The sequence below is a fragment of the Streptomyces sp. NPDC050636 genome, assembly GCF_040654775.1.
Lineage (GTDB): Bacteria > Actinomycetota > Actinomycetes > Streptomycetales > Streptomycetaceae > Streptomyces.
Genome location: NZ_JBFAIP010000001.1, coordinates 320,169 through 340,810 on the forward strand (window position 1 = coordinate 320,169; position 20,642 = coordinate 340,810).

General features: G+C 67.2%; 29 protein-coding genes. 3 read left to right on the plus strand and 26 right to left on the minus strand.

Going from position 1 to position 20,642, the window contains the following annotated elements; genetic code table 11:
* Positions 1-3 precede the first annotated feature (3 nt).
* Entirely contained in the window at positions 4-240 is a 237-nt protein-coding gene (locus tag AB0I10_RS01515; RefSeq protein ID WP_363150232.1) for a hypothetical protein, read from the minus strand.
* Positions 241-460: 220 nt separating this feature from the next.
* On the opposite strand from AB0I10_RS01515, the gene coaA reads away from it, so the two are divergent.
* Both coaA and AB0I10_RS01525 read left to right on the plus strand, forming a co-directional pair.
* Positions 461-1,450: a type I pantothenate kinase gene (gene coaA, locus AB0I10_RS01520; protein WP_363150233.1), complete on the plus strand. Its 990-nt coding sequence runs from the start codon at positions 461-463 to the stop codon at positions 1,448-1,450.
* Positions 1,451-1,463: 13 nt separating this feature from the next.
* Positions 1,464-2,399, plus strand: coding sequence for a DUF389 domain-containing protein (locus AB0I10_RS01525; RefSeq protein WP_363150234.1), 936 nt, complete (start codon positions 1,464-1,466; stop codon positions 2,397-2,399).
* A 69-nt stretch (positions 2,400-2,468) separates the two neighbouring features.
* On the opposite strand, the gene glmM is transcribed toward AB0I10_RS01525, so the two are convergent.
* The 4 genes from glmM to AB0I10_RS01545 form a co-directional block, all read right to left on the minus strand.
* On the minus strand, positions 2,469-3,827 hold the full coding sequence (gene glmM, locus AB0I10_RS01530) for a phosphoglucosamine mutase (protein ID WP_363150235.1): 1,359 nt from the start codon (positions 3,825-3,827) through the stop codon (positions 2,469-2,471).
* A 141-nt stretch (positions 3,828-3,968) separates the two neighbouring features.
* Entirely contained in the window at positions 3,969-4,487 is a 519-nt protein-coding gene (gene rpsI / locus AB0I10_RS01535) for a 30S ribosomal protein S9 (protein WP_363150236.1), read from the minus strand.
* 43 nt (positions 4,488-4,530) lie between these two features.
* On the minus strand, positions 4,531-4,974 hold the full coding sequence (gene rplM / locus AB0I10_RS01540; RefSeq protein WP_361318349.1) for a 50S ribosomal protein L13: 444 nt from the start codon (positions 4,972-4,974) through the stop codon (positions 4,531-4,533).
* Between the two features lie 391 nt (positions 4,975-5,365).
* Positions 5,366-7,000, minus strand: a complete 1,635-nt coding sequence (locus tag AB0I10_RS01545; RefSeq protein WP_363150237.1) for an ATP-binding cassette domain-containing protein — start codon at positions 6,998-7,000, stop codon at positions 5,366-5,368.
* 103 nt (positions 7,001-7,103) lie between these two features.
* Here AB0I10_RS01545 and AB0I10_RS01550 point away from each other — a divergent pair, with 103 nt between their 5' ends.
* On the plus strand, positions 7,104-7,955 hold the full coding sequence (locus AB0I10_RS01550; protein ID WP_363150238.1) for a hypothetical protein: 852 nt from the start codon (positions 7,104-7,106) through the stop codon (positions 7,953-7,955).
* Positions 7,956-8,030: 75 nt separating this feature from the next.
* Here AB0I10_RS01550 and truA read toward each other — a convergent pair whose 3' ends face one another.
* The 21 genes from truA to rplN form a co-directional block, all read right to left on the minus strand.
* Positions 8,031-8,897 (minus strand): tRNA pseudouridine(38-40) synthase TruA, encoded by an 867-nt coding sequence (truA, locus tag AB0I10_RS01555; RefSeq protein ID WP_363150239.1) that lies wholly within the window; start codon positions 8,895-8,897, stop codon positions 8,031-8,033.
* Positions 8,898-8,992: 95 nt separating this feature from the next.
* Entirely contained in the window at positions 8,993-9,484 is a 492-nt protein-coding gene (rplQ, locus tag AB0I10_RS01560; RefSeq protein ID WP_363150240.1) for a 50S ribosomal protein L17, read from the minus strand.
* A 263-nt stretch (positions 9,485-9,747) separates the two neighbouring features.
* On the minus strand, positions 9,748-10,770 hold the full coding sequence (locus AB0I10_RS01565; RefSeq protein ID WP_003956430.1) for a DNA-directed RNA polymerase subunit alpha: 1,023 nt from the start codon (positions 10,768-10,770) through the stop codon (positions 9,748-9,750).
* Between the two features lie 120 nt (positions 10,771-10,890).
* A complete protein-coding gene (gene rpsD, locus AB0I10_RS01570; RefSeq protein ID WP_363150241.1) occupies positions 10,891-11,517 on the minus strand; it encodes a 30S ribosomal protein S4 in 627 nt (208 codons plus the stop codon).
* Between the two features lie 29 nt (positions 11,518-11,546).
* Positions 11,547-11,951, minus strand: coding sequence for a 30S ribosomal protein S11 (gene rpsK, locus AB0I10_RS01575; protein ID WP_004571845.1), 405 nt, complete (start codon positions 11,949-11,951; stop codon positions 11,547-11,549).
* A 64-nt stretch (positions 11,952-12,015) separates the two neighbouring features.
* Positions 12,016-12,396 carry a 30S ribosomal protein S13 gene (rpsM, locus tag AB0I10_RS01580; protein ID WP_006604894.1) on the minus strand — a complete coding sequence of 127 codons (381 nt, stop codon included), beginning with the start codon at positions 12,394-12,396 and terminating at the stop codon, positions 12,016-12,018.
* 197 nt (positions 12,397-12,593) lie between these two features.
* Positions 12,594-12,707 carry a 50S ribosomal protein L36 gene (gene rpmJ, locus AB0I10_RS01585; protein ID WP_003956441.1) on the minus strand — a complete coding sequence of 38 codons (114 nt, stop codon included), beginning with the start codon at positions 12,705-12,707 and terminating at the stop codon, positions 12,594-12,596.
* Positions 12,708-12,767: 60 nt separating this feature from the next.
* On the minus strand, positions 12,768-12,989 hold the full coding sequence (infA, locus tag AB0I10_RS01590; RefSeq protein ID WP_003956442.1) for a translation initiation factor IF-1: 222 nt from the start codon (positions 12,987-12,989) through the stop codon (positions 12,768-12,770).
* A 164-nt stretch (positions 12,990-13,153) separates the two neighbouring features.
* Complete coding sequence (gene map, locus AB0I10_RS01595; protein WP_363150242.1) at positions 13,154-13,990, minus strand: type I methionyl aminopeptidase; 837 nt, start codon at positions 13,988-13,990, stop codon at positions 13,154-13,156.
* 105 nt (positions 13,991-14,095) lie between these two features.
* A complete protein-coding gene (locus tag AB0I10_RS01600) occupies positions 14,096-14,752 on the minus strand; it encodes an adenylate kinase (RefSeq protein WP_363150243.1) in 657 nt (218 codons plus the stop codon).
* A complete protein-coding gene (secY, locus tag AB0I10_RS01605; RefSeq protein WP_363150244.1) occupies positions 14,752-16,065 on the minus strand; it encodes a preprotein translocase subunit SecY in 1,314 nt (437 codons plus the stop codon). Before secY ends, AB0I10_RS01600 begins: the two co-directional genes overlap by 1 nt.
* A gap of 225 nt (positions 16,066-16,290) precedes the next feature.
* Positions 16,291-16,746 (minus strand): 50S ribosomal protein L15, encoded by a 456-nt coding sequence (gene rplO, locus AB0I10_RS01610; protein ID WP_006604890.1) that lies wholly within the window; start codon positions 16,744-16,746, stop codon positions 16,291-16,293.
* Position 16,747: 1 nt separating this feature from the next.
* Positions 16,748-16,930, minus strand: a complete 183-nt coding sequence (gene rpmD / locus AB0I10_RS01615) for a 50S ribosomal protein L30 (RefSeq protein ID WP_006604889.1) — start codon at positions 16,928-16,930, stop codon at positions 16,748-16,750.
* Positions 16,930-17,532 (minus strand): 30S ribosomal protein S5, encoded by a 603-nt coding sequence (rpsE, locus tag AB0I10_RS01620; RefSeq protein WP_006604888.1) that lies wholly within the window; start codon positions 17,530-17,532, stop codon positions 16,930-16,932. Before rpsE ends, rpmD begins: the two co-directional genes overlap by 1 nt.
* 46 nt (positions 17,533-17,578) lie before the next feature.
* A complete protein-coding gene (gene rplR, locus AB0I10_RS01625; protein ID WP_363150245.1) occupies positions 17,579-17,962 on the minus strand; it encodes a 50S ribosomal protein L18 in 384 nt (127 codons plus the stop codon).
* 3 nt (positions 17,963-17,965) lie between these two features.
* Positions 17,966-18,505: a 50S ribosomal protein L6 gene (rplF, locus tag AB0I10_RS01630; protein ID WP_363150246.1), complete on the minus strand. Its 540-nt coding sequence runs from the start codon at positions 18,503-18,505 to the stop codon at positions 17,966-17,968.
* A gap of 22 nt (positions 18,506-18,527) precedes the next feature.
* The gene (gene rpsH, locus AB0I10_RS01635; protein ID WP_363150247.1) at positions 18,528-18,926 is read right to left on the minus strand and encodes a 30S ribosomal protein S8; all 399 of its coding nucleotides are present in this window, start codon (positions 18,924-18,926) and stop codon (positions 18,528-18,530) included.
* Positions 18,927-19,164: 238 nt separating this feature from the next.
* Positions 19,165-19,350 carry a type Z 30S ribosomal protein S14 gene (locus AB0I10_RS01640; RefSeq protein WP_004571834.1) on the minus strand — a complete coding sequence of 62 codons (186 nt, stop codon included), beginning with the start codon at positions 19,348-19,350 and terminating at the stop codon, positions 19,165-19,167.
* A gap of 2 nt (positions 19,351-19,352) precedes the next feature.
* Positions 19,353-19,913, minus strand: coding sequence for a 50S ribosomal protein L5 (gene rplE, locus AB0I10_RS01645; protein ID WP_363150248.1), 561 nt, complete (start codon positions 19,911-19,913; stop codon positions 19,353-19,355).
* Positions 19,913-20,236 carry a 50S ribosomal protein L24 gene (gene rplX / locus AB0I10_RS01650; protein WP_006604883.1) on the minus strand — a complete coding sequence of 108 codons (324 nt, stop codon included), beginning with the start codon at positions 20,234-20,236 and terminating at the stop codon, positions 19,913-19,915. The genes rplE and rplX overlap by 1 nt, the downstream gene beginning before the upstream one ends.
* A 3-nt stretch (positions 20,237-20,239) precedes the next feature.
* Positions 20,240-20,608, minus strand: a complete 369-nt coding sequence (gene rplN / locus AB0I10_RS01655) for a 50S ribosomal protein L14 (RefSeq protein ID WP_003998823.1) — start codon at positions 20,606-20,608, stop codon at positions 20,240-20,242.
* Between the last annotated feature and the right edge of the window lie 34 nt (positions 20,609-20,642).

Below are 20,642 nucleotides of genomic sequence, written 5' to 3' on the forward strand. Positions count from 1 at the left end.
CCGTTACCGTCGTTCTATCCGGTCCAGCGCCGCCCGCACCGTCTCCAGGAACTCCTCGTCCTCATCCGCGTCCGCACCGGGCCGGCTGCCCCGCTCGTAGTGCTCCAGGAAGTCGGCGAGGTCCTCCCCGAGGTCTTCGTCGGGTAGCTCCTCGGTAAGTTCGGCATGCACCCGCGCCACGAATCCGTCCGGCGCTGCGTCCGTCCCCCGGCCCTTGTCGCGGGCCCGCGGTCGCAGCATTCCTAACAGGCGTGCTCGCACGCCCACCCCCTAAATACGTCCTGCGGCCCGCACTCGGCACGCCGCCCCCGCCACCGACCGTACCGGCCTCAATCCGCCGGGTACAGGCAATTCGGGCCAACAACCGGCGCCTGTGTGCGGGCCCCTCGGTACGGACATGTGCCGGACCCCACACGGCCCCCGAGATGAACCGCCCGGCGGGCCTGCGCACAATGGGCGCGTGCCCCTGACGACAGAGCCGCAGCAACGACGCCGCGCCGACAGCTCCCCGTACGTCGACCTGACACGCGAGCAGTGGAGCGCGCTGCGCGAGAAGACCCCGCTGCCGCTGACCGCCGAAGAGGTCGAACGGCTGCGCGGCCTGGGCGATGTCATCGACCTCGACGAGGTACGGGACGTCTACCTCCCGCTGTCCCGGCTGCTCAACCTCTACGTCGGCGCCTCCAGCAGTCTGCGCGGGGCGCTGAACACCTTCCTCGGCGACGCGGGCGGGGGCCAGGGCGCCCAGCCCGGCACCCCGTTCGTCATAGGCGTCGCGGGCAGCGTCGCGGTCGGCAAGTCCACCACCGCCCGGCTGCTCCAGGCGCTGCTGGCGCGCTGGCCCGAGCATCCGCGCGTCGAGCTGGTCACCACCGACGGGTTCCTGTTCCCCAACGCCGAGCTGCACCGGCGCGGCCTGATGTCCCGTAAGGGCTTCCCCGAGTCCTACGACCGCCGGGCGCTGACCCGCTTCGTGGCCGATGTGAAGTCGGGAAAGGCCGAGGTCACCGCGCCCGTCTACTCCCACCTGATCTACGACATCGTGCCCGGCGAACGGCTGACCGTGCACCGCCCGGACATCCTGATCGTCGAGGGCCTCAACGTCCTGCAGCCGGCCCTGCCCGGCAAGGACGGCCGTACCCGGCTGGGCCTCGCCGACTTCTTCGACTTCTCCGTCTACGTCGACGCGCGCACCGAGGACATCGAGAAGTGGTACCTGGGCCGGTTCCGCAAGCTGCGCGAGACCGCCTTCCAGAACCCGTTCTCGTACTTCCGCAAGTACACCCAGGTCTCCGAGGACGAGGCGCTGGACTATGCCCGGATGATCTGGCGCACCGTCAACAAGCCCAACCTCCAGCAGAATGTCGCCCCGACCCGCGGCCGCGCGAACCTGGTGCTGCGCAAGGGGCCGGACCACAAGGTCCAGCGGCTGTCGCTGCGCAAGCTCTAGGGAGTACGAACCCATGCTGCATCTGCGTCTGATCGTCCCGGAGGACCGTACGGAGGACGTTCTGCGCCTGCTGGAGACCACCGTCGGCACCACCCACCTGGCGGTCATGGCCGGCGCCGCCCGCGATCCGCAGGGCGATGTGGTGTTGTGCGATGTCGCCCGGGAGGCCGGTGACGGGCTGCTGACCCGGCTGCGTGCGCTGGGCCTGGACAAGCACGGGTCGATCGCGGTCGAGAACATCGATCTGTCGCTGTCCGCGCGCGCCGACCGGGCGGAGGAGGACGCGCCCGGCGAGGGCGCCGACGCGGTGCTGTGGGAGTCGCTGACCGACGCCACCCACGAGGAGTCCACGCTCTCCGTCACCTTCCTGGCGTTCCTGACGGTCGCAACGATGATCGCGGCCTGTGGTGTGGTCCTCGACAACGCGATCCTGATCGTGGGCGCGATGGCGGTCGGGCCGGAGTTCGGCCCGGTGGCCGGCATCTGCACGGCGCTGGTGCAGCGCGCACCCCGGCTGGCCTGGCGCTCCACGCAGGCGCTGGTCGTCGGCTTCGCGGTGGCGATGGCGCTGACCGTCGGCTTCAGCCTCTTCATGGACGCGGTCGGCCTCTTCCACGTCGACGCGCTGCAGGCCAAGCGGCCGAACACCAACTTCATCTACCGGCCCGACGCGTTCTCCTTCGTCGTCGCCGTCCTCGCCGGCATCGCCGGAGTGCTCTCGCTGACGTCCGCGAAATCCGGTGCCCTGGTCGGCGTGGCGATCTCCGTGACCACCGTCCCCGCCGCCGCCAACGCCGCGGTCGCCTTCGGCTACACGGAATACGTTCAGGCCTGGCGCTCCATGGAGCAGCTGCTGCTGAACCTCGTCGGGATCATCGTCGCCGGTGTCCTCACCCTGGTCGTCCAGAAGGTCCTGTGGGCCCGGCAGCGCGCACGGGCGGGCGCGTAACGGCCGAACGCGAACGGGCGGGCGCGTGGCCGCAGCCACGCACCCGCCCGACGGCGTCTTCCCGGTGGTTTAGCCCAGGGCGGACTTCACCGCATCCGCGAGCCGCTCGGCGACCGCCCGCGCCTGCTCGATGTCCGAGGCCTCGACCATCACCCGTACGAGCGGCTCGGTGCCGGACGGACGGAGCAGCACCCGGCCGGTGGCGCCGAGCTCCTGCTCCGCCTCGGCGACCGCAGCGGTCAGCGTGGGCGCGCTGGCGACCCGCGACTTGTCGACGTCGGGGACGTTGATGAGGACCTGCGGCAGCCGCTCCATGACGCCCACCAGGTCGGCCAGGGACCGTCCGGTCGCGGCGACCCGGGCGGCCAGCATCAGACCGGTCAGCGTGCCGTCGCCGGTCGTGGCATGGTCCAGCACGATGACGTGCCCGGACTGCTCGCCGCCCAGCGCGAAGCCGTGCGCCTTCATCTCCTCCAGGACATAGCGGTCGCCGACCGCGGTCTCGACGAACTCGATGCCCTCGCGCTCCATGGCCAGCTTGAAGCCCAGGTTGGACATGACGGTGGCGACGACGGTGTTCTTGCGCAGCGCACCGGCCTCACGCATACCGAGGGCGAGGACGGCCAGGATCTGGTCGCCGTCGATCTCGTTGCCGTCGCGGTCCACGGCCAGGCAGCGGTCCGCGTCACCGTCGTGCGCGACACCCAGGTCGGCGCCGTGCTCGACGACGGCCTCGCGCAGCAGCCGCAGATGGGTGGAGCCGCAGCCGTCGTTGATGTTGAGGCCGTCGGGTTCGGTGCCGATGGTGATGATGTCGGCGCCGGCCCGGGCGAACGCCTCGGGCGAGACCCGCGACGCCGCGCCGTGCGCACCATCGATGACGATCTTCAGCCCGTCAAGGCGGTTGGGCAGCACACCGACCAGATGGGCGACGTAGTTGTCGAAGCCCTCGTCGTAGACGGTGACCCGGCCCACGCCGTCGCCGGTCGGCCGCTCCCACGGCTCGCCGGAGCTGTGGGACCGGTAGGTCTGCTCGATCCGGTCCTCCAGCTCGTCGGCGAGCTTGTGGCCGCCGCGGGCGAAGAACTTGATGCCGTTGTCGGGCATCGGGTTGTGGCTGGCGGAGAGCATCACGCCGAGGTCGGCGCCGAGCGCGCCGGTCAGATACGCGACCGCGGGGGTCGGCAGTACGCCCACCCGCAGTACGTCCACACCCGCACTGGCCAGCCCCGCGACGACCGCGGCTTCCAGGAACTCCCCTGACGCACGTGGATCACGGCCGACCACCGCGACCGGACGATGGCCTTCAAACGTGCCTGCCTCGGCCAGCACGTGTGCCGCCGCGACCGACAGACCGAGCGCGAGCTCCGCCGTCAGATCCGCATTGGCGACACCGCGCACACCGTCCGTGCCGAAGAGTCGTCCCACTGGTGTCCTCCGAGTAGATGAGCTTGGACCAGAGATTTAAGTCCAGGTATACGCCCCTGGTCCTGGATAGCCGAACGCCCCGGCAGCACGGAACGTGCCACCGGGGCGTTCGCCAAGAGCTGCAGAGTGCAGCGCGCGGGATTAGCGCTTGCTGTACTGCGGCGCCTTACGGGCCTTCTTGAGACCGGCCTTCTTGCGCTCGACCGCACGGTCGTCACGCTTGAGGAACCCGGCCTTCTTCAGCGCGCCGCGGTTGTTGTCCACGTCCGCCTCGTTCAGCGCACGGGCAACACCCAGACGCAGCGCACCGGCCTGGCCGGAGATGCCGCCGCCGGAGATGCGGGCGATGACGTCGTAGCGGTTGTCGAGCTCGAGCACCTTGAAGGGCTCGTTGACTTCCTGCTGGTGCACCTTGTTGGGGAAGTAGCCCTCAAGGGTGCGACCGTTGATCTTCCACTGGCCGGTGCCCGGAACGATCCGGACGCGGGCGATGGCGTTCTTGCGGCGGCCCAGGCCGGCCGCCGGCTGCGGCTCGCCGAAGCGGGACGCGAGGGACTCGGAGGTGTACTCGCCCTCCAGCGGAACCTCGGTCTCGGTGGTGTATTCCTCGACGGACGTCTCGTCTTCGATGACGGGGGTCTCGGGAGTGGTCTCGGCCACGATGCTCCTCAGATTCTTTTCGTCTTAGGGGGTGTGGCCGGACTTACTGCGCGACCTGGGTGATCTCGAACGGGACCGGCTGCTGAGCAGCGTGCGGGTGCTCGGCACCCGCGTAGACCTTCAGCTTCGAGAGCATCTGACGGCCCAGGGTGTTCTTGGGGAGCATGCCCTTGATGGCCTTCTCGACGGCCTTCTCGGGGTTCTTGTCGAGCAGCTCGTCGTAACGGACGGAGCGCAGACCACCCGGGAAGCCGGAGTGGCGGTAGGCCATCTTCTGGGTGCGCTTGTTGCCGGACAGGTGCACCTTGTCGGCGTTGACGATGATGACGAAGTCACCCGTGTCAACGTGAGGGGCGTAAACCGGCTTGTGCTTGCCCCGCAGGAGGGACGCGGCCTGAGAGGCCAGACGGCCCAGGACAACGTCCTGCGCGTCAATGATGTGCCACTGGCGCTGGACATCGCCGGGCTTGGGGCTGAACGTACGCACGTCTTAGCCTTCGCTGTCTTGTGAATGGGTCCTGTACTGGTCACCACGGTCGATCACACCAGCACTGGCAGCACTACGGGTGACGCAACCCGATCGTCTGCCGCTGGTCATCGGCCCGGTGGACCGGCGTAAGGGCCCCTCACGTGAGATAGAGCAAGCCAATACGCATAACGAACTGGCAGAATACCGGTCCGGCCCCGGCGGGGTCAAAACGCCTCCCGAACCGGCGTACGACCCCGGCCCGACTCCCCCCAGGGACAGCGCCCCGCCTACCGCTCCCGCTCCCAATTCCCAACGCCCCCCTCGCACCGCTCGGCCCTGGCGGGCCTCCCGGGCTTCGGGAGGCTGCGCCGGACTCCGTCCGTCGGCCCCGGGCCGAGGGCCGCCCCGCCTACCGCTCCCGCTCCACCCGCCGCTCATCCCAGACGGGCTCCGGCGTCTCCCGCACCCGTCCATCCGACCCGAACACCAGGTACCGATCGAACGACCGCGCAAACCACCGGTCGTGCGTCACCGCCACAACCGTCCCCTGATACGCCTCCAGCCCCTCCTGCAACGCCTCCGCCGACTCCAGGTCCAAGTTGTCGGTCGGCTCGTCCAGCAGCAGGGCCGTGGAACCGGACAGCTCCAGCAGCAGGATCTGGAAGCGGGCCTGCTGGCCGCCGGAGAGCCTCTCGAAGCGCTGCTCGGCCTGTTTCTCCAGCTCGTAGCGGCGCAGCGCCGACATCGCCTGGCCCTTGTTCTTGGCGTGCTCGGTCCACAGGATGTCGAGCAGAGTGCGGCCCATCAGCTCGGGGTGGGCATGGGTCTGCGCAAAGTGGCCGGGGACGACGCGCGCGCCCAGCTTCCAGGTGCCGGTGTGCGGCACGGGGTTCTCCCCGTCCCCGGCCAGCAGGCGAAGGAAGTGCGACTTGCCGGAGCCGTTGGAACCGAGGACCGCGACCCGCTCGCCGTAGAAGATCTCCAGCGAGAAGGGCTTCATCAGGCCGGTGAGCTCCAGATCCTCGCAGGTCACCGCCCTGACACCGGTCCGCCCTCCATGCAGCCGCATCGTGATGTCCTGCTCGCGCGGCGGCTCCGGCGGCGGGCCGGCCTCCTCGAACTTCCGCAGCCGGGTCTGCGCCGCGGCATAGCGAGAGGCCAGCTCATGGCTGATCGACGCCGCCTGCCGCAGCGACAGCACCAGCTTCTTGAGCTGGGCGTGCTTCTCGTCCCAGCGCCGCCGCAGCTCCTCGAAGCGCGCGAAGCGCTCCTTGCGCGCCTCGTGGTACGTATCGAAGCCACCGCCGTGCACCCATACGTCGGAGCCCGCCGGCCCCGGCTCGACACTGACGATCTTCTCCGCGGAGCGGGCCAGCAGCTCCCGGTCGTGCGAGACGAACAGCACCGTCTTGCGGGTCTCCCGCAGCTGCTGCTCCAGCCACCGCTTCCCCGGGACGTCGAGATAGTTGTCCGGCTCGTCCAGCAGCAGCACCTCGTCCGTGCCCCGCAGCAGCGACTCCAGCACCAGACGCTTCTGCTCACCGCCGGAGAGTGTGCGCGCCAGCCGCCACTGCGCCTTCTCGTACGGCATCCCCAGCGCCGCCATGGTGCACATGTCCCAGACCGTCTCGGCCTCGTACCCGCGCGCCTCGGCCCAGTCGCTGAGCGCCTGCGCGTACGCCATCTGCGCGGCTTCATCGTCATCAGCGGCCGTCATGACCGCCAGCTCGGCGGCGTCCACCGCCGCGGCCGTCTCCCGGATCCGTGGCTGCGCGACGGAGACCAGCAGGTCACGCACCGTCCGCTCATCCCGTACGGAGCCGACGAACTGCGGCATCACGCCCAGGCCCCCGCTGACCGTCACCGCCCCGCCGTGCGGCTGGAGCTCCCCCGCGATCAGCCGCAGCAGTGTCGTCTTCCCCGCGCCGTTGGCTCCCACCAACGCGACCGAGGCTCCCTCCCCCACCCGGAAGGACACATCTCCCAGCAGGACCCTCCCGTCCGGCAGGTAGTACTCCAGATGTCCGGCCTCAAGATGTCCCATGGGCTGGATTGTCACGGCACGCCGCGTATTCCACCAATCGGTTTACGAACAAGCCACCGGACAGCCGCTTCCGCCTCCCCCGTGGGTCGTTAGGATGCGCGGCATGAGCTTTGGGCAAGGTGGGCCGTTCGACGGCCCCGGGGGATCTGGGACCCCTGACTGGGACGCGCTGGCGCAGGAGAGCGAAGCGGCTTCCCGCCGCAAACGCTGGATGTTGATCGGCGGCGGCGCACTCGCCGCGGTCGCGGTGGCCGGCATCGTCACCGCAGCCGTGGTCACCAGCGGCAGCGGCTCAGGGGGCGGCACTGCCACCGCATCGCCCACCGCGCCCGACGCGACCCAGGCGCCGGACGACAAGCCGTCGTTCCCCGACGTCTCGGTGCCGCCCCCGCCGAACCCGCAGGACTACATCTCCGACCCCAAGAAGGACAAGGCGCCGCTCACCCCCGCCACGCTCTTCCCCGACAAGAGCATGGTCATCGGCGAGCGCGCCTACCCGCGCACCAACACGTCCGCCACCAAGGACTGCACGGCCGCCGCCCAGGGCGCCCTCGGCTCCCTGCTCTCCCACAACGGCTGCTCGCAGCTGCTGCGCGCCACGTACTCCAAGGGCGGCGTCTCGGTCACCGTCGGTATCGCCGTCTTCGACTCCCCGGCCAAGGCCGCCAAGGTCCGCGACCAGTACAAGGGCAACCTCACCCCGCTCTCCGGCGGCGGCGTCCCCGCGACCTTCTGCGTCGGCACGGGGTGCGTGACCACCGCCAATGCCGCCGGCCGCTACGCCTACTTCACGATCGCCGGTAACGACGACGGCAAGCGCGTCGAGAGCACCAAGTCCAAGGCGGGGCAGATCGGCCGGGACGGCGGCTTCTACGCCTTCAACCGCATCAACCAGCGCGGCAAGGACCAGGCAGCGAAGGCCGCCGCGGCCCAGACCCAGCAGCCGCAGTCCTGAGCGCCTGCCGCTGAGCCGTACGGGCGCCGCCCCTCCAGGCGGCGCCACCGCGGCCGGGCGTCCGGAGCCACCGCCTCAGCAGCAGCCGGCGCCCGGCAGAGTGCGCTTGTTACGGGCCTCCCGGTTGCGCGCCATCAGCAGGTCATCGGCCGGATAGCCGACTTCCTCCAGCGTCAGCCCGTGCGGCCGCACCACATGCACCGCCGAGTCCCGCACACCGGCCGCCAGCACCTTTCCGGCCCACTCCACCGGCCGGTGCCCGTCCCCGATGAACAGCATCGCGCCCACCAGCGACCGCACCATGTTGTGGCAGAACGCATCCGCCTTCACGGTCGCGGTGATGATCCCGGCCCCTGGTTCCCCTTCGGGGGCTCGCTCCCAGCTCAGCTCCTGCAGCGTACGGATCGTCGTCGCACCCTCCCGCCGCTTGCAGTACGCCGCGAAGTCATGCTCCCCCAGCAGCGCCCGCGAGGCCGCGTTCATCGCCTCGACGTCCAGCTCCCAGTCGTGCCACAGCACATGGCCGCGCAGCAGCGGGTCCACGCCACCGGGGTGATCCGTCACCCGGTACGCGTACCGCCGCCAGATCGCCGAGAACCGCGCGTTGAAGCCGTACGGCGCCTCCGTGACCCGCCACACCCGCACGTCCTTCGGCAGCCGCCCGGCCAGCCGCCGCAGCAGCCTGTCCGCGTGCTCGGTCCACACCGCCTCCGGCAGGTCCACATGCGCCACCTGGCCCCGGGCGTGCACCCCGGCGTCCGTCCGTCCCGCGACGGTGAGCTCATACGTCTCGTCCGACCGGGTCACCGTCCGCAGCGCGTTCTCCAACTCGGCCTGGACAGTGCGCCGTTCACGCTGCTTGGCCCAGCCCGAGAAATCCTTCCCGTCATAGGAAAGATCCAGCCGCACCCGTACGTACCCGGGCTCCACCTCATCGCTCACGCGCTGATCCTCTCAAAGCAAACAAACGGAACGGGTCCGCTCCCCGAGGGGAACGGACCCGTTCACGCAGCAGAAAGCCTGCGGAGCACCTGAAATCAGGCGTCCTTCGACTCCTCGGCCGGCGCCTCGGTGGCCTCGGCCTCAACGGCCTCGTCCTTCTTCAGCGCGTCTTCCTTGACCGCACGCTTGGTGGCGGCCTCGGCCTCACCGGTGGCCTCCTGGGCCACGGTCAGCGCCTCCACCAGCTCGATGACAGCCATGGGAGCGTTGTCGCCACGACGGTTACCGATCTTGGTGATACGGGTGTAGCCACCCGGGCGGTTCTCGAACCGCGGAGCGATCTCGGTGAAGAGCGTGTGGACGACGCTCTTGTCGGAGATCAGCTGCATGACCTGACGGCGGTTGTGAAGGTCGCCCTTCTTCGCCTTGGTCACCAGGCGCTCCGCGTACGGACGCAGACGACGGGCCTTGGCCTCGGTCGTCGTGATGCGGCCGTGCTCGAAGAGCGAGGTGGCCAGGTTGCGCAGCATCAGACGCTCGTGCGCTGCGCTGCCGCCCATACGGGCACCCTTGGCGGGCTTCGGCATGGTGTTTCTCCTTCATCGCTGCACCGGCCGTATCAGGTACCGGTGTCAGTTCCCACGAGGCGGCCGCCCCGCGGAAGATCACTGCATTCTCCGGGGGATAACCCCCGGCCCCCAGCCGGAAACCCAAGCCGGTGGTCAGCACGGCTGGGGCCCGGGAATCGCTCCCGGACCCCAGCCGGACAAGCTCAGTACTGCTCGGTCTCCACGCTGCGTGCATCCGGGGGACGACCCCCGGACCCCCAGCCGGAGACACGAGCCGCAGCTCAGTACTGCTCGGTCTCCACGAAACCGGCGTCCGCGTCGTCGTCGGCGCCAAAGGCGTCGGCGGCGGCGGTCGGGTCGAATCCGGGCGGGCTGTCCTTGAGGGCCAGGCCCATGCCGGCCAGCTTCGCCTTGACCTCGTCGATCGACTTCGCACCGAAGTTACGGATGTCGAGCAGGTCCGCCTCAGAGCGGGCCACCAGCTCGCCCACCGAGTGGATGCCCTCGCGCTTGAGGCAGTTGTACGACCGAACGGTGAGCTCCAGCTCCTCGATCGGCAGCGCCAGGTCGGCGGCCAGGGCGGCGTCCGTGGGCGACGGGCCCATGTCGATGCCCTCGGCGTCGATGTTGAGCTCACGCGCCAGACCGAACAGCTCGACCAGGGTCTTACCGGCCGACGCCATAGCGTCACGCGGACGCATGGCCTGCTTGGTCTCGACGTCGACGATCAGCTTGTCGAAGTCGGTGCGCTGCTCGACACGGGTCGCCTCGACCTTGTACGTGACCTTGAGCACCGGCGAGTAGATGGAGTCGACCGGGATACGGCCGATCTCCTGGCCCACCTGCTTGTTCTGGACGGCGGAGACATAGCCGCGACCGCGCTCGACGGTCAGCTCCATCTCCAGCTTGCCCTTGCCGTTGAGCGTGGCGAGGACCAGGTCCGGGTTGTGCACCTCGACACCGGCCGGCGGCGCGATGTCAGCAGCGGTGACCAGGCCGGGACCCTGCTTGCGCAGGTACATCACGACCGGCTCGTCGTGCTCCGAGGAGACGACCAGCTGCTTGATGTTGAGGATGAGGTCGGTGACGTCCTCCTTGACGCCCGGCACGGTGGTGAACTCGTGCAGGACACCGTCGATACGGATGGACGTGACCGCCGCACCCGGGATCGAGGAGAGGAGCGTACGACGCAGAGAGTTGCCGAGGGTGTAGCCGAAGCCCGGCTCCAGCGGCTCGATCACGAACCGGGAGCGGTATTCGTCGACGACCTCTTCGGTCAGAGAGGGACGCTGAGCGATCAGCATGGTGTTTGATCCTTCAGTCGTGGACGCCCGCTATTTGACGCCCGCTGTACTGACAAGGGTACGGGCGGTACGGCGCCAGAGGCCCCGTACCGCCCACACTCGTCAGCTCTTGCTCAGCTCTTACTTGGAGTAGAGCTCAACGATCAGCTGCTCCTGCACCTGGGTGTCGATCACCTGGCGCTCGGGCATGCTGTGCACGAGGATCCGGAGGTTCGAGGGGATCGCTTCCAGCCAGGCCGGAACGGTCTTCTCGCCGGCCTCCGCCTGAGCCACCTGGAAGGGGGTCAGGTTCTTGGAGGCCGCACGGATCTCGATGATGTCGTTCACAGCCACACGAGCCGACGGAATGTCGTTCTTGCGGCCGTTCACAGTGACGTGTCCGTGACGGACCAGCTGACGGGCGTGGTCGCGGGACTTGGCGAAGCCGGCCCGGTAGACCACGTTGTCGAGACGAGTCTCAAGGATGCGCAGAAGGTTCTCACCGGTCTTGCCGGTCTTCTGGTTCGCTTCCTTGTAGTAGTTCACGAACTGCTTCTCAAGGACACCGTAGATACGGCTGCACTTCTGCTTCTCACGAAGCTGGAGCAGGTACTCGCTGTCCTTGGTGCGCCCGCGTCCGTGCTCACCCGGGGGGTAAGGACGAATCTCGATCGGGCACTTTGCGCTCTCACACTTGCTGCCCTTAAGGAACAGCTTCTGCTTCTCCCGACGGCAACGCTTGCAGTCGGCCCCGGTGTAACGCGCCATGTTGTGTTGTCTCCTACTTCAGCAGCTGGTCAGACGCGGCGGCGCTTGGGCGGGCGGCATCCGTTGTGCGGGGTCGGGGTGACGTCCTGGATCGAACCCACCTCAAGGCCGGTGGCCTGGAGGGAGCGGATCGCGGTCTCACGGCCGGAGCCGGGACCCTTGACGAAGACGTCGACCTTGCGCATGCCGTGCTCCTGCGCGCGGCGGGCGGCCGACTCGGCGGCCATCTGCGCGGCGAAGGGGGTGGACTTGCGCGAGCCCTTGAAGCCGACGTGGCCGGCAGAGGCCCAAGAGATCACGTTGCCCGTGGGGTCGGTGATCGAAACGATGGTGTTGTTGAACGTGCTCTTGATGTGAGCGTGCCCGTGGGCAACGTTCTTCTTCTCCTTGCGGCGCACCTTCTTGGCGCCGGCCGTACGGCCCTTCGGAGGCATGAATTTCTCCCGTGGAGGTGGTCGGTCCTACAGCGAAGACCGCTGATGAGCGTCCTGCTGAGGACTACTTCTTGCCCGGCTTCTTCTTGCCGGCGATCGCGCGACGCGGACCCTTGCGGGTACGGGCGTTCGTGCTGGTGCGCTGACCGTGCACCGGCAGACCGCGACGGTGACGCAGACCCTGGTAGCAGCCGATCTCTACCTTGCGGCGGATGTCGGCCTGGATCTCGCGACGGAGGTCACCCTCGGTCTTGAGGTTGTTGTCGACGTACTCGCGGATCTTGACGAGGTCTTCCTCGGCCAGGTCGCGGACCCGGGTGTCCGGGTTCACGCCGGTGGCGGCGAGGGTCTGCTGAGACAGCGTCCGCCCGATACCGAAGACGTAGGTGAGGGCGACCTCCACACGCTTTTCGCGCGGGAGATCAACGCCTGCGAGGCGTGCCATTGATGTGGCTCCTGATGGCTATTCGGAGGTCTTCCGCAGCACCGTTCCCGTAAGACTCTGAAGAATTACGAGCCGGGTCCCCGGCCTCCGAGCCGGGGGTGTCGTCCCCACGCGAGAGATGCGGGGGTCGGGTGACTGCGTATGTACGTATTTGCTTGCGTCGCGCGAACTGCGAAGTTGCAGGTGGTCGGCGTGCGTCAGCCCTGGCGCTGCTTGTGGCGCAGGTTGTCGCAGATGACCATGACCCGGCCGTGACGGCGGATCACCTTGCACTTGTCGCAGATCTTCTTGACGCTCGGCTTGACCTTCATGGGATGTGAGGTTCTCCGGGTCAGTGCCGTCACCCCACGGGAGCGGGGCGCCGACAAGATCTACTTGTAGCGGTAGACGATCCGGCCACGCGTCAGGTCGTACGGGGAAAGCTCCACCACGACCCGGTCATCCGGGAGAATACGGATGTAGTGCATCCGCATCTTGCCGCTGATGTGCGCGAGGACCTTGTGACCGTTCTGGAGCTCCACCTTGAACATGGCGTTCGGGAGGGACTCGATCACGGTGCCCTCGATTTCGATGGCACCTTGCTTCTTGGCCACGCTTCGCCCTTCGAATCGGCTACCTTGATCAGCTCCGTGCGTCGTGACATTCAGAGAATGCCGCCCGACTTGCAGGCATACGGATGCACGAGAGCCGACGCGTCAGTCTACGCCAGCGCCCAGGAAAAGACGAATCCAGGAGTATTGCCCACCCGGAGTGATCCTTACGCCAGGGGGTCCGGCGCGGCGGTGATCCCCAGCTGCGCGAGCCTCGCCTTACCGCCGTCCGGCGCGGTCAGCACCAGCGGGCCGTCCTCGGTCACCGCGACCGAGTGCTCCCAGTGCGAGGACCAGCTGCCGTCGTTGGTCTTGACCGTCCACTCGTCGTCGAGGACGTGCGTCTTGTGCGTACCGAGATTGATCATCGGCTCGATCGCGATGCAGAATCCGGGCACCAGCTTGGGCCCACGTCCCCGCCTGCGCTCGACGTAGTTCAGCACATGCGGCTCCATGTGCATCTGCGAGCCGATGCCATGGCCGCCGTACTCCTCGACGATGCCGTACTTGCCGCTGGACGGCCGCGGCTGCCGCCGGATGAAGCCCTCGATCGCCTTGGAGACGTCCACCAGGCGGTTGCCCTTCGCGACGGCCGCGATGCCCGCCCACAGGGACTCCTCGGTGACCCGGTTGAGCTCGGTCACCTCCGCAGAGTGACCGGACCCGATGAGGGCGGTGTACGCCGCGTCGCCGTGCCAGCCGTCGATGATCGCGCCGCAGTCGACGGAGATCAGGTCACCGTCCTGAAGGATCGTGTCCGCGTCGGGGATGCCATGCACCACGACGTCGTTCACCGAGGTGCAGATCGTCGCGGGAAATCCGCCGTAGCCGAGGAAGTTCGACTTCGCGCCGTGCTCGGCCAGCACCTTGCGTGCCACGTCGTCCAGATCCTTGGTCGAGGCGCCCGGCACCGCGGCCTCGCGGGTCGCCGCGTGGATGGCGGCGACCACCAGCCCCGCCTCGCGCATCTTGGCGATCTGCTCAGGGGTCTTGATCTCGACCATTGCGGCGCCTTCCACCTTCGGTGATTCTGCTTACTGTGGCTTTCAACAGTACGGCCGCGATGCCCTTCCGGGCACCGCGGCCGTACTGAGTGGAACTCGTCGCGGTTAGCTCTCGCCGCGACCCAGCGCGTTCATCGCCCGCTGGGTGACCTCTTCGACCTTGCCGAGGGCCGGGATCGTGACGACCAGATCCTGGGCCTTGTAGTAGTCGATGATCGGCTCGGTCTCCGAGTGGTAGACCTCCAGGCGCTTGCGCACCGTGTCCTCGTGGTCGTCGTCACGCTGGTAGAGCTCGCCACCGCAGGTGTCGCAGACGCCCTCGGCGGCCGGCTTCTTGTACTCGACGTGGAAGACATGCGCCGAGTTGCTGCGGCAGATCCGCCGGCCGGCGATCCGCTTGACGACCTCGTCCTCGGGGACCTCCAGGTCGAGCACGGCGTCCAGCACGATGCCCTTGGCCTTGAGGTAGACGTCCAGCGCCTCGGCCTGCTTCAGGTTCCGCGGGAACCCGTCCAGCAGGAAGCCACCGGTCGCGTCCGGCTGCTCCAGACGGTCCTCGGCCATGCCGATCGTGACCTCGTCCGGCACCAGGTTTCCGGCGTCCATGTAGGACTTGGCCTGCACACCCAGGGGCGTGCCCTGACTGATGTTGGCGCGGAAGAGGTCGCCCGTGGAGATGTGCGGGATCTCCAGGTTCTGGGCAAGGTACGCAGCCTGCGTACCCTTGCCGGCCCCCGGAGGTCCGACGAGGACGATTCGCATCAGCGGAGGAACCCTTCGTAGTTGCGCTGCTGGAGCTGGCTCTCGATCTGCTTCACGGTCTCCAGACCCACACCCACGATGATCAGGATGCTCGTCCCGCCGAACGGGAAGTTCTGGTTCGCATTGAAAAGCACCAACGCCACTGTTGGTACGAGCGCGATCAGCCCCAGATACAGCGAGCCCGGCCACGTGATCCGGTTGAGCACGTAGCTGAGGTACTCGGCCGTCGGGCGACCAGCCCGGATACCCGGGATGAAGCCACCATACTTCTTCATGTTGTCGGCAACTTCTTCGGGGTTGAAGGAGATGGCGACGTAGAAAAAGGCGAAGAAGACGATCAGCAGGAAGTACGTAACGATGTAAACTGGGTGATTCCCCTTGGTGAAGTTGGTGGCGATCCAGTTCGCCCATTCCGCTTTCGACCCGCTGAACTGTGCGATGAGGGCTGGAATGTAGAGCAGTGATGACGCGAAGATGACGGGAATCACACCCGCCTGATTCACCTTGAGCGGGATGTACGTGGACGTACCGCCATACGACCGGCGGCCGATCATCCGCTTCGCGTACTGCACCGGAATGCGCCGCTGAGCCTGCTCGACGAAGACCACCAGGGCGACCATCGCCAGACCCACCGCGATGACCGCGAAGAACTCGATCCAGCCGTCGGCCAGCTTGCCGGTGAGCTTGATCTGCCACAGCGCGCCCGGGAAACCGGCGGCGATCGAGATGAACATCAGCATCGACATGCCGTTGCCGATACCGCGGTCGGTCACCATCTCGCCAAGCCACATGATCAGGGCCGTACCGGCGGTCATCGTGATGACCATCGTGATGGTGGTGAAGATCGAGTCGTTGGGCACGATCTCCCTGGCAACCTGACAGTTCTGGAAGAGCGCACCGCTACGGGCGGTGGCCACCAGGCCGGTGCCCTGCAGAATGGCGAGCGCCACGGTCAGATAGCGGGTGTACTGGGTAATCTTCGCCTGGCCGGACTGCCCCTCCTTCTTGAGGGCCTCCAGCCGCGGAATCACCACGGTCAGCAGCTGGAGGATGATGCTCGCCGTGATGTACGGCATGATCCCCAGCGCGAAGATCGTGATCTGGAGCAGCGCACCACCGCTGAACATGTTCACCAGGGCGAACAACCCGCTGTTGCCGCCAGCCTGTTTCATACAGGTCTGGACGTTCGCGTAGTTCACCCCGGGGACCGGGATCTGTGCTCCGATCCGGTAGAGCACGATGATGCCCAATGTGAACAGCAGCTTCTTGCGCAGGTCGGGCGTCTTGAACGCTCGGGCGAACGCGGTGAGCACGGTGCCTCCTGCGCCTCCCGCCTCAGGCGAGAGGTGACGGTCTTGAGGATCGACGAATACTTAGTGGCCAAACACCGCACAGAATCTGCCCGTGCGGCGCGAGTCCGGGGCAAGCCCGGAAAAAACAACAGTGCAGGCCACCTTACCGGCGACCGTACCCCCTTGGAACGACCAACCGGGGATGCCCCAATCAATGGGCATCCCCGGTCAGTTGAACCAACGAACTCAGATGAGCTCGGTGACGGTGCCGCCGGCAGCGGCGATCTTCTCCTTGGCGGAGCCGGAAACGGCGTCAACCGAAACCTGCAGCGCCACGGAGACCTCGCCCTGGCCCAGGACCTTGACGAGCTCGTTCTTGCGCACCGCGCCCTTGGCAACCAGATCGGCCACCGTGACCTCGCCACCCTGCGGGTAGAGCTCGGCCAGCTTGGCCAGGTTCACGACCTGGAACTGCTTGTGGGCGGGGTTCTTGAAGCCCTTCAGCTTCGGGAGGCGCATGTGGAGGGGCATCTGCCCGCCCTCGAAGCGCTCCGGAACCTGGTAACGGGCCTTGGTGCCCTTGGTACCACGACCAGCGGTCTTACCCTTGGACGCCTCACCACGACCGACACGGGTCTTGGCGGTCTTGGCGCCCGGGGCAGGACGGAGGTTGTGGACCTTCAGCGGGTTGTTCTCCGCCATGTCAGTCGACCTCCTCAACCGTCACGAGGTGGCGGACGGTGTGCACCATGCCGCGGAACTCGGGGCGGTCCTCCTTGACAACCACGTCGTTGAGCCGCTTGAGGCCCAGCGAACGAAGGGTGTCGCGGTGGTTCTGCTTGCTACCGATGTAGGACTTCGTCTGCGTGATCTTGAGGTGCGCCATTACGCGGTCACCCCGGCACGCGCCCGCAGCAGAGCGGCGGGAGCAACGTCCTCCAGCGGCAGGCCACGACGGGCCGCGATCTCCTCGGGGCGCTGAAGGCCCTGAAGCGCGGTCACCGTGGCGTGCACGATGTTGATCGGGTTCGACGAACCGAGCGACTTGCTCAGCACGTCGTGGATGCCCGCGCACTCCAGGACGGCACGCACGGGACCACCGGCGATCACACCGGTACCGGGGGAAGCCGGCTTGAGCAGGACAACGCCCGCAGCCTTCTCGCCCTGGATGGGGTGCGGGATGGTGCCCTGGATACGGGGGACCTTGAAGAAGTTCTTCTTGGCCTCTTCCACGCCCTTGGCGATGGCAGCCGGAACTTCCTTGGCCTTGCCGTAACCGACACCTACGGTGCCGTCACCGTCGCCCACCACGACCAGCGCGGTGAAGCTGAAACGGCGACCACCCTTGACAACCTTGGCGACGCGGTTGATCGCGACAACGCGCTCAACGTACGCGGTCTTCTCGGCGGCAGCGCCACCGTCGCGACCCTTCCGGTCCCGCCGCTCGCCGCCACCGGCACCGCTTCCGCGGCGCTGGGGTCCAGCCATTGGATTTACCTCTCTCTGTTACGTCCGCTAGCTACGGAACCGGGGCTTAGAACTTCAGCCCGGCTTCGCGGGCGGCGTCGGCCAGAGCGGCAATCCGCCCTGCGTACTGCTTGCCACCACGGTCGAACACGACGGCCTCGACGCCGGCGGCCTTGGCACGCTCGGCGACCAGGGAACCGACCTGCTTCGCGAGGGCGGTCTTGTCGCCTTCACCACCACGGATCGACGCGTCCAGGGTCGACGCCGACGCGAGCGTGTGGCCCGCGATGTCGTCGATGACCTGAGCGGTGATGCCGCGGTTGGACCGCGTCACGACCAGACGCGGACGCTCCGCGGTACCCGAGATCCGCTTACGGATGCGGATGTGGCGCCGCTTCGCGGCGGCACGCTTGTAAGCGTCGCCCTTGGCGATCTTCACACCGTATGCCATGGCTTACTTACCAGCCTTTCCGACCTTGCGGCGGATGACCTCGCCGGCGTACTTGACGCCCTTGGCCTTGTACGGGTCAGGCTTGCGCAGCTTGCGGATGTTGGCCGCAACCTCGCCCACCTTCTGCTTGTCGATGCCCTCGACGCTGAGCTTGGTCGGGGACTCGACCTTGAAGGTGATGCCCTCGGGGGCCTCGATCAGGATGGGGTGGCTGTAGCCCAGCGCGAACTCCAGGTTGGAGCCCTTCGCCTGGACGCGGTAACCGACACCGCTGATCTCGAGAGCCTTGCTGTAGCCCTGGGTCACGCCGGTGATCATGTTCGCCACCAGCGTGCGGGACAGGCCGTGCAGGGCCTTGTTCTGACGCTCGTCGTTCGGGCGGGTGACGGCGATGACGCCGTCCTCACCCTTGGCGACCTCGATGGGCGCGGCAACAGTGTGCGAGAGGGAACCCTTGGGGCCCTTCACCGACACCGTGCGGCCATCGATGGTGACGTCCACACCAGCGGGAACCTGGATGGGCAGCTTGCCAATACGCGACATTAGCTATTCCTCCGTTCCCTGGTTACCAGACGTAGGCGAGGACTTCCCCACCCACGCCCTTCTTGCTGGCCTGCTGGCCGGTCAGGAGACCGTGGGACGTGGAGATGATCGCCACGCCCAGGCCGCCGAGGACCTTCGGCAGGTTGGTGGACTTTGCGTAAACCCGCAGGCCCGGCTTCGAAATCCGCTTGATGCCGGCGATCGAGCGCTCGCGGTTCGGGCCGAACTTCAGCTCGAGGGTGAGGTTCTTGCCAACCTCGGCGTCCTCGACGCTCCAGCCGGTGATGTAACCCTCCTGCTGGAGGATCTCCGCGATGTGCGACTTGATCTTGCTGTGCGGCATCACGACGGTGTCGTGGTACGCCGAGTTCGCGTTACGCAGACGGGTCAGCATGTCTGCGATGGGATCAGTCATGGTCATGAATTGGCCTTCGGCCTCTCTCGCCGGGGTTTCCTATGTGCGCCATCCCTCTCCCCGATCTGAGTCGGGACGGGTGCGGCGCGGGGACCTACGGCGTAGTAAGCGACTATGCGGGCTGGGCCCGCGGTCAGTCCTGGGCGCGGCGGGCGCCCAACCCTTCCACCTTACGGGAAGAAGGGCCGGGGCTCCCGCCGGACCAGATGCTTACCGAGAGCCTCCGGTAATCCCAACTAGGGGATTACCAGGAGCTCTTGGTCACGCCCGGCAGCTCGCCACGGTGAGCCATCTCACGAAGGCACACGCGGCACAGGCCGAACTTGCGGTAGACGGAGTGCGGCCGGCCGCAGCGCTGGCAGCGCGTGTACGCGCGGACAGCAAACTTCGGCTTACGAGCCGCCTTAGCGATCAGAGCCTTCTTCGCCACGGTCAGTTCTCCTTGAACGGGAAGCCGAGGTGACGAAGCAGGGCGCGGCCCTCATCGTCGTTGGACGCCGTGGTGACCACGGTGATGTCCATGCCCCGCGTCCGGTCGATCTTGTCCTGGTCGATCTCGTGGAACATGACCTGCTCCGTGAGACCGAAGGTGTAGTTGCCCCGACCGTCGAACTGCTTCGGGGACAGACCACGGAAGTCGCGGATGCGCGGCAGCGCGAGCGACAGCAGGCGGTCCAGGAACTCCCACATGCGGTCACCACGGAGGGTGACGTGGGCACCGATCGGCTGGCCCTCACGCAGCTTGAACTGCGCGATGGACTTACGGGCCTTGGTGACGGCCGGCTTCTGGCCGGTGATCGTGGTGAGGTCCTTGATGGCACCGTCGATCAGCTTGGAGTCGCGGGCGGCGTCGCCCACACCCATGTTGACCACGATCTTGGTCAGACCGGGGATCTGCATGACGTTCTCGTACGAGAACTCGTCCTTCAGCTTCCCGGCGATCTCTTCGCGGTAGCGCAGCTTGAGACGCGGCGCGTTGGTGGTGGCAGTCATCAGATGTCCTCACCGGTCCGCTTGGCAACGCGGATCTTGTTGCCCTCGTCGTCGAAGCGGTATCCGACGCGCGTCACGACCTTGTTGCCGTCCTTCTCCACGACGAGCTGAACGTTGCTCACGTGGACGGGGGCTTCGGTCGTCACAATGCCGCCGGTCTTCGAACCACGAGCGGTCTGACCGGCCTTGGTGTGCTTCTTGACCCGGTTGACACCCTCGACCAGGACTCGGTCCTCGCGGGGGAAGGCCTGAATGACCTTGCCCTGCTTGCCCTTGTCCTTACCGGTGATGACCTGGACCAGGTCGCCCTTCTTGATCTTCATCGGTTACAGCACCTCCGGCGCGAGCGAGATGATCTTCATGAACTTCTTCTCGCGCAGCTCCCGGCCCACGGGGCCGAAGATGCGGGTGCCGCGGGGGTCGCCATCGTTCTTGAGGATGACGGCCGCGTTCTCGTCGAAGCGGATGTACGAGCCGTCCGGACGGCGGCGCTCCTTGACGGTGCGAACGATGACGGCCTTGACGACGTCACCCTTCTTCACGTTGCCACCGGGGATCGCGTCCTTGACGGTGGCGACGATGACGTCACCGATGCCCGCGTAGCGGCGACCGGAGCCACCGAGAACACGGATGCAAAGGATTTCCTTCGCACCAGTGTTGTCGGCGACGCGCAGTCGCGACTCCTGCTGGATCACGTCTATCTCCTGATCGTCTGCCGGTTCCCGGTGC